Annotated in this window: 13 protein-coding genes and 1 tRNA gene; 13 read left to right on the top strand and 1 reads right to left on the bottom strand. The window is 38.5% G+C overall.

Annotated elements, in window-relative coordinates:
* The first annotated feature begins 227 nt into the window (after window positions 1-227).
* Window positions 228-312, top strand: a tRNA-Leu gene (locus RI844_RS00450).
* Between the two features lie 309 nt (window positions 313-621).
* On the opposite strand, the gene RI844_RS00445 is transcribed toward RI844_RS00450, so the two are convergent.
* Window positions 622-1,791 (bottom strand): FAD-dependent oxidoreductase, encoded by a 1,170-nt coding sequence (locus tag RI844_RS00445; RefSeq protein WP_348396524.1) that lies wholly within the window; start codon window positions 1,789-1,791, stop codon window positions 622-624.
* Between the two features lie 377 nt (window positions 1,792-2,168).
* Between RI844_RS00445 and RI844_RS00440 the strand changes: the two genes are divergently transcribed.
* The 12 genes from RI844_RS00440 to tpx all read left to right on the top strand — a co-directional run bounded on the left by RI844_RS00440 (window position 2,169) and on the right by tpx (window position 15,316).
* Entirely contained in the window at window positions 2,169-2,480 is a 312-nt protein-coding gene (locus RI844_RS00440; protein ID WP_348396523.1) for a hypothetical protein, read from the top strand.
* A 225-nt stretch (window positions 2,481-2,705) separates the two neighbouring features.
* On the top strand, window positions 2,706-4,148 hold the full coding sequence (gene miaB / locus RI844_RS00435) for a tRNA (N6-isopentenyl adenosine(37)-C2)-methylthiotransferase MiaB (protein WP_348396522.1): 1,443 nt from the start codon (window positions 2,706-2,708) through the stop codon (window positions 4,146-4,148).
* 37 nt (window positions 4,149-4,185) lie between these two features.
* Window positions 4,186-5,190 carry a PhoH family protein gene (locus RI844_RS00430; RefSeq protein ID WP_348396521.1) on the top strand — a complete coding sequence of 335 codons (1,005 nt, stop codon included), beginning with the start codon at window positions 4,186-4,188 and terminating at the stop codon, window positions 5,188-5,190.
* Entirely contained in the window at window positions 5,190-5,669 is a 480-nt protein-coding gene (gene ybeY / locus RI844_RS00425) for an rRNA maturation RNase YbeY (RefSeq protein WP_348396520.1), read from the top strand. Before RI844_RS00430 ends, ybeY begins: the two co-directional genes overlap by 1 nt.
* A gap of 31 nt (window positions 5,670-5,700) precedes the next feature.
* Window positions 5,701-6,582, top strand: a complete 882-nt coding sequence (locus RI844_RS00420) for an HlyC/CorC family transporter (RefSeq protein ID WP_348396519.1) — start codon at window positions 5,701-5,703, stop codon at window positions 6,580-6,582.
* Between the two features lie 51 nt (window positions 6,583-6,633).
* The gene (lnt, locus tag RI844_RS00415; protein WP_348396518.1) at window positions 6,634-8,187 is read left to right on the top strand and encodes an apolipoprotein N-acyltransferase; all 1,554 of its coding nucleotides are present in this window, start codon (window positions 6,634-6,636) and stop codon (window positions 8,185-8,187) included.
* Window positions 8,188-8,310: 123 nt separating this feature from the next.
* Complete coding sequence (locus tag RI844_RS00410) at window positions 8,311-9,588, top strand: efflux RND transporter periplasmic adaptor subunit (RefSeq protein WP_348396517.1); 1,278 nt, start codon at window positions 8,311-8,313, stop codon at window positions 9,586-9,588.
* A gap of 51 nt (window positions 9,589-9,639) precedes the next feature.
* A complete protein-coding gene (locus RI844_RS00405) occupies window positions 9,640-10,338 on the top strand; it encodes an ABC transporter ATP-binding protein (protein ID WP_348396516.1) in 699 nt (232 codons plus the stop codon).
* Between the two features lie 9 nt (window positions 10,339-10,347).
* Complete coding sequence (locus RI844_RS00400; RefSeq protein WP_348396515.1) at window positions 10,348-11,658, top strand: ABC transporter permease; 1,311 nt, start codon at window positions 10,348-10,350, stop codon at window positions 11,656-11,658.
* 11 nt (window positions 11,659-11,669) lie between these two features.
* Entirely contained in the window at window positions 11,670-12,884 is a 1,215-nt protein-coding gene (locus tag RI844_RS00395; protein ID WP_348396514.1) for an ABC transporter permease, read from the top strand.
* A gap of 103 nt (window positions 12,885-12,987) precedes the next feature.
* A complete protein-coding gene (locus RI844_RS00390) occupies window positions 12,988-14,649 on the top strand; it encodes an amidohydrolase (RefSeq protein WP_348396513.1) in 1,662 nt (553 codons plus the stop codon).
* 67 nt (window positions 14,650-14,716) lie between these two features.
* Entirely contained in the window at window positions 14,717-15,316 is a 600-nt protein-coding gene (gene tpx, locus RI844_RS00385) for a thiol peroxidase (protein ID WP_405054432.1), read from the top strand.
* The last annotated feature ends 9 nt before the right edge of the window (window positions 15,317-15,325 follow it).

Here is a 15,325-nt window from a genome sequence, read left to right as displayed (position 1 = left end):
TTCTTATTTTATATTCAAAAAACGCTTAATGAAGTCCCCGATGTCACTTTAGATTATCAGGCATGAAGGTGTATTTTTTCTCTCTCTGTTATTAGCAGTTGGAGGCCTTCGATAAATGGGAAATAATTAGAATATGTGCATTTTTTAAACAGCCAGTTAAGTTTTTTTTGTTTTTGATAAAAATCACTTGCGCTTTAGTAAACGATCTCTATAATTCCCCTCGGATTGCGGACGTGGCGGAATTGGTAGACGCGCTGGATTTAGGTTCCAGTATCTTGCGATGTGAGAGTTCAAGTCTCTCCGTCCGCACCATTTAAACTCCAAAGTGAACTTTTTAAGTTTGTTTTGGAGTTTTTTTATGCCTGAAGCATAACAGTTCCAAGAAAATATCGGACGTGGCACTAATATTGGACCTAGACGCGCTGCCTGTATATATAAGCGTTCCAGTATCTTGCGATGTGAGAGTTCAAACATCGAAGTCCGCACCATTTAAACTCCAAAGTGAACTTTTTAAGTTTATTTTGGAGTTTTTTTGCGTTTAGAGATGAAGGTAATCCGAACCACCATGGATGCTGTAGGTTCGGTAATGCCTGAAATATAATAAATGAAAAGCAAATAAAGCTAACGAATACCACAGGCATAAGCTAAAGCTTTTTTCTTCAATAACGGTGCTCGATGCGCTGCAAATATTCCAATATTTCTTAATAGTTTGATTGGCGTCGATGGATTAGCAAAGGTTGAGTAAATAGCATCCATACCGGTCATCATTAATAAATTATCTGTGCGTCTGTTACGTTCATAACGCTTTAATACTGTCTCATCATGATAATTTTCACCAGAGCCTATCGCTTTAGCAATAACAGCTTGCAAAGCAGCAACATCTTTAAAGCCAAGGTTTACCCCTTGCCCCGCTAAAGGGTTAATTGTATGAGCTGAATCGCCCAATAGTACTACTCGCCTTTTAACGTAGTTATTTGCATGTCGCCTGGTTAAAGGAAAGGCCCCTTTAGCAATCACTTCAACTTTCCCTAAACGTTTAGGGAAGTTTTTACCTACTTCAGTTTGTAATTGCTCGTTAGTTAATTCTGATAAACGTCTTATTTCAGCTTTATCTTGATACCACACTAATGAACCATTATTGCCCGGCATAGGTAAATAAGCTAATGGCCCACCAGGTACAAATTTTTGCCAAGTAATATCTTGTTGGGCTAGTTCAGTTTTAACGTTTATCAACATTGCACTTTGTTGATAGTCCCAACCTGTGATGCCAATGCCAGCAATTTGCCTTACTTTGGAATTCGCACCATCTGCGCCAATAATGAAATTGGCTTCAACTTGAGTATTTGTTAATTGTGCAAAAACTTTATCGCTACTTTGGCTGAATGTATCAAGCTGCTCAGGGCATAATAATGTGACATTGTTCTTTTGCTCGAGTTGCTGCCAAAGCGATAACTGAATCAATCTATTTTCGACAATATGGCCTAAGTGTGATTGTTGTATTTCATCAGCGTTAAATTCAGCATAGGCAATATCATCTTCCCAAACTCCTAAGCGTTTATAAACACAGCTGCGCCAATCCTTTACTTGCTGCCAAGCGTTTAATTGCTGTAAAAGTTGCTCTGACGCTAAAGATATCGCCGACACGCGCAAGTCTAGTCCTTGTTCAGGTAAGTAAGATTGTGGAGCGTTAGCTTCTACCAACGCAACCTTTAAGCCTAAATCAGCTAATGATAACGCAGTAGCAGCGCCGACCATCCCGCCACCAATAATTAAACAATCAACTTTCAACACTATCAATCCAACTTTTAAGGCACGTTATTTTGTTAATGATTTTAACCAAGCTTATACACAATACCAAGTACTTAACCGAATAACTTTTGCAAAAAAATTTAACTTAGCACAATAAAAGAAACGTGAAAACAAAGCTTAACACATTGATTTTAAGTAAATAATTAAACATTTAACGGCAACATCGATGAATGACATATTTATAGCGATAAAATGCAATTTCCATTTTGAATGTAACAAAAACATTCAATTCCCTTGTTTTGACACACTTGCTTACAAGGGTTTTGCAACGTTTTTTTAACATCGTGTATCTTATAGTTAAGTACAAAAAAACAGCACTTATTTTTAAATACATTACTACAAACTTTTAGGAAATTATTATGAAAACGTTAACTACAACTTTATTAGCATTAACAATTATGTCAGCACCAGCAGCTTGTTTAGCAAATTCAGTATATGCATCTACACATGTGGAAACTATGCCAATTTATGAAGTACTTTATGTTGAAAGTGTCGATGTAATAGCCAAACAAACAACAAACACATTACAACAACTTAATTATCAACAAACACTAGATATTCGTGCTCAGGCTAAAAACAATATTGATTACATTGGTGCCCGTTTACATTTAAACAGTGAGCTAGTAGCAAAACAAAACTCCACTAACCTTGATATCGAAACAGCAGAATAGCCAATTAATAAAAGCTTACTTCGTTGTAATAATACTTAAACCGACAATTATCTGTCGGTTTTTGCGTTAAATAAGGGCTTAAATGCAATTAATTACAAATTAATACTCGCTGCATGCTAGCGCAGAATGTGAAGAAAGAGTAAAATACGCCCCCTTTTAGTTAATAACTGGCAACAGTTATGGCTAAACACGTTAAACAAACATTATTTATTGGGCAAACTAGTAATGAGTAAAAAGCTTTATATTAAAACTTGGGGCTGTCAAATGAACGAGTATGACTCGCAGAAAATGGCAGATTTATTAGATTCTACGCACGGCTTCACAGAAGTTCATGAGCCGGAAGAAGCGGATGTGCTGTTATTAAACACCTGCTCTATTCGAGAGAAAGCCCAAGAAAAAGTTTTTCATCAACTAGGACGTTGGAAAAATTTCAAAAATGACAAGCCAGATTTAGTTATTGGTGTTGGTGGTTGTGTTGCTTCGCAAGAAGGTGATGCCATACGTCAACGTGCACCATTTGTTGATATTGTATTCGGTCCACAAACTTTGCACCGCTTACCTGAAATGATTAACCAAGTGAATGGCGAACATACATCAGTAGTAGATGTAAGCTTCCCTGAAATTGAAAAATTTGACCGTTTACCCGAGCCAAAAGCTGAAGGCCCAACAGCATTTGTTTCGATTATGGAAGGTTGTTCAAAGTATTGTACTTTCTGTGTTGTACCTTACACTCGTGGTGAAGAAGTAAGCCGTCCGCTTGATGACGTACTTTATGAAATAGCCCAACTGGCCGAGCAAGGCGTGCGCGAAGTTAACCTGCTAGGACAAAACGTAAACGCTTACCGTGGCGATATGCACGATGGTACTATTTGCCGCTTCTCTGAGTTATTAACCTTAGTTGCTACCATAGATGGTATCGACCGTATCCGTTACACCACTTCTCATCCAGTAGAATTTACCGAAGACTTAATTGAAGTCTATAAAGAAATTCCTGAATTGGTAAGTCATTTACACTTACCAGTACAAAGTGGTTCAGACAGAATTTTGAATATGATGAAGCGTGGTCATACCGCTATTGAATATAAATCAAAAATTCGCGCGCTTAAAAAAGCTCGCCCAGATATTTGTATGTCTTCTGATTTCATCATTGGTTATCCAGGTGAAACAGATGCCGATTTCGAAGCAACAATGAACTTAATTCAAGCAGTAGACTTTGATTTAAGCTTTAGCTTTATTTACAGTGCTCGCCCAGGTACGCCGGCTGCTGATGCGATAGATGACGTTAGTGAAGACACCAAAAAACAACGTTTATATATTCTACAAGAGCGTATTAATAACCAAGCATTATCGATTGCTCGAAAAATGCTTGGCACTGAACAACGTATTTTAGTTGAAGGCCCGTCTAAGAAAAATCCTATGGAGCTTCGTGGCCGTACTGAAAATAATCGTATTGTGAATTTTGAAGCACCACACACGGTAATCGGTAAATTTGTTGATATTGAAGTAACTGATGTCTACAGTAACTCATTACGTGGTAAGTTAATTCGCACCGAAGAAGAAATGGGCCTGCGTATTGCGCATTCTCCTGCAGATATATTAGCAAACCAACATCATCAATCAGTCACTGAACATACTGATGATTTAGGTGTTGCGACTTTTACACCATAATTAATTTTACTGAAATAATTTAAAGATAGAGTACCAATTGACTACAGACAAAATCAGCCATGAAGTAAGCCTTGAGCCACTTGATAATAATCGTTTAGCAAACTTATGTGGGCCGTTAGATGATAATTTACGCCGTATAGAACGTCGTTTAGGTGTTGAACTAAGTTACCGTGGTAATGTTTTTAAAGTGCATGGCAAAAACATTGTATGTAAAGCTGTCATAGAGTTATTAAAAAGCTTATACGTTGAAACAGCTATTGTTAAAGGTAAAGCAGGTACAATCAGCCAGGAGGGCTTACATTTAGCCCTTACTGAGTTAAATGTACTTGAGCAACCAACTGATAATGCCGCTGAATTTGACCAAATGGTTACCATAAAGACCAAACGCGGTATTATTAAACCACGTAACGAAAATCAAAGTTTATATGTGCAAAACATATTAACTAACGATATTAGTTTTGGTGTTGGTGTTGCCGGTACAGGAAAAACATACTTAGCGGTTGCTTGTGCAGTAGATGCACTTGAACGTCAAGAAGTACGCCGCATATTATTGACTCGCCCAGCCGTTGAAGCTGGTGAAAAACTAGGCTTTTTACCTGGCGATCTATCGCAAAAAGTTGACCCTTATTTACGTCCACTCTACGACGCTTTATTTGAAATGTTAGGTTTTGAAAAAGTGGAAAAATTAATAGAGCGTAATGTTATTGAAGTAGCGCCACTTGCTTATATGCGCGGTCGCACCTTAAATGATGCCTATGTAATTTTAGATGAAAGTCAAAATACCACGGTTGAACAAATGAAAATGTTCTTGACTCGTATTGGCTTTAATTCAAAAGCGGTGATCACCGGTGATATTACCCAAGTTGATTTACCTCGTGGTCAACGTTCTGGCTTACGCCATGCTATTGAAGTATTAGATGATATTAAAGGCGTTAGCTTTAATTATTTTCAAGCGAAAGATGTGGTTCGACACCCTGTGGTAGGCCGAATAATTGAAGCGTACGAAAAGCATGACAGTCACAATCAAACCCCGGCTCGTTAATGACTAATAACCCACCTAATGCAGCAATTATTACCGTCGATTTGCAGGTTGTTTGTAACAATGTTCAGCTTCCTACACTATCGCAACTGCAACTTTGGGCTGATACTGCACTAAAGCCATATAACAAAAACTTTGAATTAACCATTCGTCTGGTCGACCGCGAAGAATCGCAACAATTAAATCACCAATACCGAGATAAAGATAAACCAACTAATGTGCTATCTTTTCCTTTTGAAGTACCACCAGGTATCGAGTTGGATTTATTAGGCGATTTAGTTATTTGTGCAGATGTAGTTGAATTTGAAGCAAAAGATCAAAATAAAGAACTTTTTAGCCATTGGGCTCATATGATCATTCACGGATGCTTGCATTTATTAGGTTATGATCATATAACACAAGATGAAGCGAAAGAAATGGAAGCAATAGAAATAGGATTAATGGCCCAATTAGGCTATAGCGATCCTTACATTGCCTCTTAATGTTAATTAATAAAGGTGTACAAAAAGCTCTATGAGCGACGATAATCCCCACTCTGGAAACGGTTCTTCAAAAACACTCATGGAAAAAATAGTTCAAGTGTTTACTGGTGAGCCGAAAAACAAAGAAGAACTGGTTGAGGTATTAAATGATGCACAAGACCGAGACCTGATCAAACCATCAACCAAGCAAATGCTTGAAGGTGTACTAGAAGTTAGTGATATGCGTGTACGCGATATCATGATCCCTCGCTCACATATGGTCACAATAGACATAGAACAGACCGTAGAAGAATTTATTCCTATCGTTCTTGAATCCGCACACTCAAGATTTCCAGTGGTAAATGATGATATTGATCATATTGAAGGCGTGTTATTGGCAAAAGATCTGTTAGCTCATGCTTTTAGTGAAAAAGCGAAACAAATTTCAATAAAAGATCTTATTCGCCCAGCGATTATTATTCCAGAAAGTAAACGAGTAGAACCTTTATTAAAAGAATTTCGCCAAGAGCGCTACCACATGGCCGTAGTGGTCGATGAATATGGTGGAGTTTCAGGCTTAGTAACCATTGAAGATATTCTTGAACTTATTGTTGGTGAAATTGAAGATGAGCACGATGATATGCTTGAACGAGAAATTCGCCATTTAAGCGGTAACGTTTACCAAGTTAAAGCATTAACCGATCTTGATGATTTTAACGAGTATTTCAGTTCAGCTTTTGATGAAGAAGAAGCCGATACTATTGGCGGTATTGTTATTCATAAATTTGGTCACATGCCAAAGCGTGGAGAAAACACCAAAATAAATGGTTTTGAGTTTAAAATTGTGAACGCGGATAAACGCCGTATTCAACAAATGCAAGTTACTATACCAACTGGCCATGAAATTTTCGGTAAGCTTGCCGATGAACGCTAATTGCGACCAATATAATTAACACTTAATAAAAACAACAAAGCAAAGACATTTATGACAGAGTTAAACGGACGTACTTTTAATAGGTTTACCATTAAACAGCCTGTTTATGCTCTGTTATTCAGTTTTTTAACGGGTACCAGTTTAGTCTTTGCTTTCGCCCCTTTCTCGTTGTGGCCCATTACATTTATTGCGGTAATTTTTTGGCTTTCACAATTAACAGATAAATCACCTAAACAAGCATTTAAACTTGGCCTTAGTTTTGGCTTTGGTTATTTTGCTGCCGGTATCAGTTGGGTACATGTCTCAATAGAGCAGTTTGGTGGCATGCCTTTAATTGCATCAATATTTTTGATGCTACTACTTTGTAGCTATCTTGCTTTATATCCCGCACTAGCCGCTTGGCTTTGTGCAAAGCTTACTAAGAATAAAAGTGCTAATTTATATTTTTTACCATTTGCCTGGTTAGTCAGTGAATACTTACGTAGCGTGATGCTTACTGGTTTTCCCTGGTTGTCTTTAGGTTATAGTCAAATAGATAGCCCTTTATCAGCGCTTGCACCTATTATTGGTGAAGTAGGGATCAGCTTCACCATTATACTGATGTGCGTAGTAACTGTGCAATTAATCAATCGATGCCATAAAACAGTAAATTTGATTATAATTGCAATAACAGTAGTTATTACATCATCAAGCCCATTATTAAACGTTGTAGATAAAACCGGTGAAACAAAAAGCGTTGCCCTAGTTCAAGGTAATATTAAACAAGAATTACGTTGGGATAAAGAAGCAGAAACCAATATTATAAACGGCTACATTGAGGCATCAAAACCGTTATACAGCAATAACGATTTAGTCATTTGGCCGGAGGCAGCGATCCCAAGGATTGAGCCTTTAGCGCAAAATTACTTAACCGAGCTAAACATTCAAGCCGGCAGTGTGCAATCAAGTTTAATTACCGGCTTAATCAACTATGACCCTGACACCCGTAAGTTTTTTAACCGGTTAGTCGTCTTAGGTAAAAAGAATCAAGATAATTTTGATGGTAGTTACTACTACGGCAACAACAATCATTATAATAAACATCACCTGCTACCTATTGGTGAGTTTGTACCATTTGCCGACTTATTAAGACCTATTGCACCATTTTTTAATTTACCAATGTCGTCATTTTCTCGTGGCGATTATGTTCAGCCTAACCTTGTTGCTAATGGTATTAACCTGGCACCATTAATTTGTTTCGAAATCGCATTTCCGCAACAACTGGCAGCGAATATTCGCCCACATACCGATATGATTTTAACGGTGAGTAACGATGCCTGGTTTGGCGCCTCGCATGGACCAGATCAACATTTAGAGATAGCCCGAATGCGCGCTTTAGAGTTTGGAAAACCAATGCTTAGAGCTACGAATAATGGCTTAACGGCAGTAATTGATCACCAAGGTAAAATCATCGCTGACATTCCCCAGTTTAGCAAAGCTGTGCTGCAAACCACAGTAGAGTTGGTGAATGGTGAGACACATTATAGTGCCTGGGGCCGTTATTTAGATAAACTTTTAATGTTGTTATTTTTAATGTACTTAGTACGAGAAAAGTTCATTAAATAATCCACACTTTCGCAAGTCCCCCCTTTCACTGTTAAATTTTTGTTACTTTTTTTAAACCTTTTTCACACTTACCTCGACTAATACTTGAAACCTACTTTTAAGGTTCAGGAATTCGGGGAATTTATGAAAATCGCAGACACCAGCTCACAAGATGTGACGGTTATAGAAAACAAACCAAAGAAAAAGCTCATCATTTGGGGTTTCGCTATTGCGGCTATGCTAAGTCTGGCACTTTGGCAATTTGCTCCGGCAGCGAGTCGCTGGAGTCAAGCTGAGTTATCCATTCCATTAAAGCGTGTTCGCATTGCCACCATTAACCGGGGTGACTTCATTCGCGATATTTCAGTGCAAGGTAGAGTGGTTGCTGCGGTAAGTCCTACCGTTTATAGCCCTGCAGAAGGTACCATAACTTTCTCTATTGAAGCTGGCAGTGAAGTAAAAGCAGGGACTCCCTTAGCGATCATTGACAGCCCGGAGTTAACCAGCCGTTTAGATCAAGAGCAATCTAGTTTAGAAAACTTACAAACAGGCTTAAAGCGTCAAGTTATCCAAGCAAAGAAACAACAACTGATAGATAAAAAAGCGGTAGATCTTGCGCACGTAGCGTTAACTACAGCAAGCAGAGAAAAACGTCGAGCGGATCAAGGTTATAGCAAAAATGCAATCAGCCAAATTGACTTTGAAAAAGCTCAGGATGATCTAGCCAATGCTAAGTTGCAATTTGATCATGCCGTTGCTGATGCCAGTCTTGATAAAGAATCATTAGACTTTGACTTGCAATCATTAAAGCTGCAAATAAAACGTCAAACCTTATTAGTTAAAGACCTACAACGCCAGGTTAACGCGTTAACCGTGATGTCACCGGTTAATGGCATTGTCGGTAATTTGAACGTCGAAAATAAAACCTATTTAGCTAAAAACCAAGCCATTTTAATGGTCGTTGATTTAAGCAAGTTTGAAATTGAAGTCGATATTCCTGAAAGTTATGCCGATGATTTAGCCATAGGTATGGATGTAGAAATTAATTTTGACCAACAAGGGTTTAATGCTCGTCTGGTAACGATTTCCCCCGAAATACTGAACAATCAGGTTACTGGACGGGTACGCTTCGAACAAGCAACACCACCTGGTTTACGCCAAAATCAACGGTTGAACACTCGTATTTTATTAGAATCCAGAACCGATATTTTACAAGTTCGTCGCGGTCAGTTTTTAGACAGTTCTAATGGCCGATTTGCCTATGTAGTAAATGATGGTATTGCCACTAAAACCTCTATCAACACAGGCGCCAGAAGCCTAAGTAGCGTTGAAATTATCAAAGGCTTAACATCAGGCCAGCAGATTGTAATTTCAGGTACTGACATTTTTCAAAATGCTGAGCAAGTAATGCTTACGCAATAAACAATGATTACTTTAACTAGATAAAAACGAATAAATTCAGAAGGAAACACTATGTTAACCATGAGCAATATCAGTAAAGTATTTCAAACCGATGAAGTACAAACCCATGCCTTACGAGATTTTAATTTAACCGTAAACGAAGGTGATTTCGTCAGTGTTACTGGCCCTTCAGGCTCAGGTAAAACTACATTTTTAAACATTGCCGGCCTATTAGAAAGTTTTACTAGCGGTTCATTTATGCTTGATGATACCGATATAAGTAACCTCAATGACAGTGGTCGTTCTAAAACCAGAAATGAAAAAATAGGCTTTATTTTTCAAAGCTTTAACTTAATACCTGATCTAAATCTATATGACAATGTAGATGTACCATTACGTTATCAAAGTTTAAATTCGAAAGAGCGTAAAAAACGTATTGAACACTATCTTGATATGGTTGGCTTAAGCTCAAGAATGAAGCACTTACCTAGTCAACTATCTGGTGGCCAGCAGCAACGAGTTGCTATTGCCAGAGCTTTGGCTACTCACCCTAGATTTCTACTCGCCGATGAGCCTACCGGTAATTTAGATACGCAAATGGCACAAAGCGTAATGAGCTTATTAGAAGAGATTAATAAGCAAGGCACAACCATAATTATGGTGACCCATGATACTGAATTAGCAAATCGTGCCACACGAAAAATTCAAATTCAAGATGGCCGCGTGAGTGAACTTGATGTAGTTGAAACCAACGCACAAGCAATTGCTTAGGAGATAATCATGTTTTCTTATTATCTTCGCCTTGCCTGGATCAGCATAATAAAGCACTGGGGCTTAAGTTTAGTGATGATAACCGCTATTGGCCTTGGTATTGGGGCATCAATGACGACGGTTACGGTTAACTATTTAATGTCAGCTAACCCTATTCCGCACAAAAGCAGCGTGCTTTATAACGTACAGCTCGATAGCTGGGATATAAATGAACCTGCCAATGATGATGGATCACCGCCCGAGCAACTCACGTATAGAGACGCTACCTATTTAATGAGCGCTAAAAAAGCATTTCGCCAGAACATTCAAGCACAAGCACACTCAGTTATTGAGCCGGAAGGTGATGGCGCACTACCATTTATGGTGTCAGCACGTGCCAATTCAGCAAGTTTTTTTAGCATGTTCGACTTGCCGTTCATTTACGGCAGTGGCTGGGATCAAAGCGCTGATGATAATAAAGAACAAGTAGTGGTATTAAGCTCTGAAATTAACCAACGTGTGTTTGGAGGTGAAGACTCGGTAGGTAAATCAATAAAAATTGGTGGTAACTATTTTAAAGTAGTGGGTGTTATCGATTATTGGAACCCTACCCCTAAATTTTATGATATTTCAACTGGCGCATTTGATGACTCAGAGGAAATATTCGTACCCTTTTCTTTAATCGCTGAAGAAAAAATTAATCGCAGCGGTAACACAAGCTGTTGGAAACCGCCAGGCGACGGCTTTCAAGCGTTCTTAAATTCTGAATGTGTTTGGCTGCAATTTTGGGTAGAACTGCCTAACGAACAAGCAAAAGAAGAATACCTCAGTTTTTTAAATGCTTATGTAGAAGAACAAAAGGCCCTTGGTCGTTTTGAGCGCCCATTGAACAATCGTTTAAACAATGTCATGCAGTGGTTGGAACAACAACAAATCGTATCTGATGATGCGGTTATGATGATGACTATGTCGTTTATGTTTTTAGTGGTTTGTCTGCTAAATACTGTTGGTTTACTGTTGGCTAAATTTATAGGGAAAGCACCAGAAATAGGTCTTCGCCAAGCTTTAGGTGCCAGTCGTAGAACATTATTTTCTCAATACATTATTGAATCTGGATGCATAGGTGTTGCAGGAGGTCTGCTTGGGTTATTGTTTGCCTGGTTAGGATTACAAGGTATTGAATCTTTATATGGCGACATGCTTAAGGGCTTAACAGGCTTAGATACAACAATGATTGTTAGCGCGATAGTTTTAGCCGTAATCACCAGTATCATTGCAGGACTTTATCCAACTTGGCGAGCTTGTAATGTGCAGCCATCGCAACAATTAAAAAGCCAATAGAGGGGCATATTATGCAAGAATTAGGATTGATATTTCGCGCTCTATTGCGCAATAAAGTTGGCGCTTTGTTAATTAGTTTACAAATTGCGTTAACCCTGACCATTATGGTGAATGCTATTTTTATGATGCAGGAGCGTAGTGCCCAAATGCAACGTTCAAGTGGTTTAGATGAAGCAAACCTGTTTCATCTAAGCAACACTATTTTCGCCCAAGAATATAATCAACCAGTTAACCTTGAAAATGATTTAGCGTTATTAAGGCAGACTGATGGTGTAGTTGATGCTATCCAAATTAATGCTATACCAATTAGTGGTGGTGGTTGGTCAATGGGCTTGAAAACCGAACCTGGCGATGATATCAGCAGCACTGGAGTTGCGGTTTACATGGTAGATGATCATGCAATTAATACCTTGGGCTTAGAGTTAATTGCCGGTGAGAATTTTTCACCTACAGACGTCGAATGGCGACCAAGTGGTAAAAATAGTTGGCCGGCAAAAACCATCATAACTCAAGCTATGGCAGAAGCGTTATTTCCTGACGATTGGCAATCCGCAATTGGGGCAACAGCTTATATTAACAATAATGAGCCGTTACTAATTACTGGCATTGTCAAATCATTACAAGCGCCATGGAATGGCTGGGACGGAGTTGAGCGCAGTATGCTAGTGCCTTATAAAATGGAATCCAGTGGTAGTCGTTTTATGATCCGTACCCAGCCAGGTAGAAGAGATGAGCTAATGCCCATTATTGAAAAACTATTAAGTGAAAGTAATAAAGGCAGAATTATTCGCCGAGTTACTACCATGGATGAAACCCGTGAACGTAGTTATCGAGGTCATAATGCGGTAAATAAAATTCTCTCTTCTGTGATTGTTGTATTAACCTTAATTACCGGCTTTGGTATTGTAGGGCTTGCTATGTTCAGCATTAACCGCAGAACAAAACAAATAGGTACTCGCCGAGCTTTAGGTGCAACTCAATGGCAGATCATGAGCTTTTTTATGATTGAAAACTTAATGATTTCAAGTTTTGGTATTATTTTAGGTGTTGCTGGTGCCGTTAGTTTAAACATATGGCTAGTGAGCACATTTTCATTATCACCTATAAATATAAATTTAATTCTTTTTGGTATTGTTGCGCTATACATTATTGGACAAATTTCGGTGCTATATCCAGCAAGGAAAGCGGCAATGATCTCGCCAGCAACAGCAACACGAACGGCATAAATAATCTATTTTATAATGTTGATTTTATTAAGGGCTTTATTGCCCTTTTTTATTATCTAATTGCTGATATGATATTTGCATAAGAAATTATAAAAGAATGCCAATGAAAAATACTTATAAAACATCAGCTATCACCACTTCCATTGTTGCGTGCTTGATTTCGCCAAGCATATTTGCAGCCACTACAATTATCGAAAATATTCAGGGCTACAGCCACAATGGACAACAATTGCAAAAATTTAAGGCGGTGCAATTTAGCGATGATAAAATTGATAGGGTATTTTTTAGCAACGACACCATCCCTGTATCTAAAGAAATAGAGCGGATTGATGGTAAAGGAAAAACCTTATTACCAGGCCTGATTGATGCGCACGGCCATGTGCTTAGCTACGGTATAAGCTTGCAAAGCGCAGAGCTTTACAATACCTCATCTGAAAATGACGCCGCGCAGCAAGTAGTAGAGTTTGTAAAACTTAACCCGCAACAAGGCTGGATAAAAGGTCGTGGCTGGAATCAAGTTCAATGGCCCACTAACCGTTTTCCAAGTGCGGCCACTTTAGATACTCATTTTAAAGATGTGCCAGTTGCGCTCAATAGAGTTGATGGTCATGCGGTTTGGGTAAATAGTAAAGCACTCGAAATAGCGGGAATAACTAGAGACACTAAAGATGTCGACGGTGGCCAAATCATTCGAGATAGCAAGGGTAACCCAACAGGTGTTTTAGTCGACAATGCGATGAGCCTGATTTACGCCAAGATCCCTGCTCTTACCCCTGCCCAGACTCAGGCAGCATTAAAACTGGCGATGAAATCATTAGCACAAGTAGGATTAACCAGTGTTCACGATGCAGGTATAGACTCAAAAAATGTAGAAGCTTTTAAACAATTAAGCAAAAACGATGAAATGATCATTCGCATCAACGCGATGATTTATGCTAATGACAAAAACATTAAGCAGCACTTCACCCAAGGTCCATTTGCTAGTGAAGACCAAAAGTTAACGATAAATTCAGTTAAAATTTCAGCTGACGGTGCTTTAGGCAGCCGTGGTGCAGCGTTAATTAATGATTACTCAGATTTACCGCACCATCGTGGCTTGCTGCTGCACAGTGAAAGCGAGCTTAGCAATTTAATGAAACAATCAATGCAAGCGGGCTTTCAAGTAAATACTCACGCCATAGGCGATAATGCCAACAAGCTTGTTATTGATAACTATGAACAATTAATCATCGAGACCAAAACCAAGCATTTACGCCATCGCGTGGAGCATGCGCAGGTTTTACAATTATCAGACATTCCAAGGTTTGCCGAAATAGGAATAATTGCCTCGATGCAAGCTACTCATGCGACAAGCGATAAAAACATGGCAGAAGATAGATTGGGCAGTGATCGTATCAAAGGCGCTTATGCCTGGCGCTCATTAATTAACGCGAAAGCAATAATCGCGGCAGGCTCAGATTTTCCTGTTGAATACCCTAACCCATTTTATGGATTACATGCATCGGTAACTCGTCAAGACAGGAGTAATCAACCAGAAAATGGTTGGTATAAAAATGAAGGCATGACAGTAAGTGAAGCATTTAAGTCATTTACTATAGACGCCGCATACTCCGGCCACCAAGAAAAAGTAATAGGCTCAATTGAAGTCAATAAAAAAGCTGACTTTATTTTAATCGATCAAGATATTTTTAGCATAGATGCCAAAAACATTTGGAAGACTAAGGTACTTAATACTTGGGTTAATGGTAAACAAGTTAAATTTTAACTTGTTCCCTATTGCCAATAAACGTTACCATTTAGACAATTATTTACCATTTAATATAAGAATTTCTATGAAAAAATTTATGACCCTATGCATGGCTACAGCCTTTTCTTGTTCAGTTATTGCTGCTGAGCCAGCAGTGAGTGAAACAGTCGGTTTAGTTGTGGCTGGAGGCAAACCAATTACCTTGTTAGGTAAACAAGTATACGTTGGCGATCAAGCGCCAAACTTTAAAGTAGTCAATGATCGATTTTCACCAGTAACGTTGAACGACTTTGCCAATAAAACAATACTTATTTCCGTAGTACCTAGCTTAGATACTGGCGTATGTTCATTACAAACAAAACGTTTTAATGAAGAAGTAGCAAACTTACCTGAAGACGTTGCAATTTTAACCATAAGTAACGACTTACCATTCGCACAAAAGCGCTTTTGTTCTACTGAGGGGGTAGAAAGTTTAAAGGTATTATCAGATTCTGTTTGGCGTGATTTTGGCGCTAAATATGGTTTAATTATCAAAGACATGGGCTTACTGAGCAGAGCCATTTTTGTTATTGATAACACTGGAAAAATTGCTTATAAAGAATTAGTTGCCGATATTTCTACCCACCCTGATTACGATACAGCTTTAAATGCTGTTAAAGAAGCTAATAGTTTACTTACTAAATAAGCGAGTAAT

Origin of the sequence: Thalassotalea fonticola (assembly GCF_032911225.1) — a bacterium.
Taxonomy (GTDB): Bacteria; Pseudomonadota; Gammaproteobacteria; order Enterobacterales; family Alteromonadaceae; genus Thalassotalea_A; species Thalassotalea_A fonticola.
This window is presented reverse-complemented; position numbering and strand designations above follow the sequence as displayed.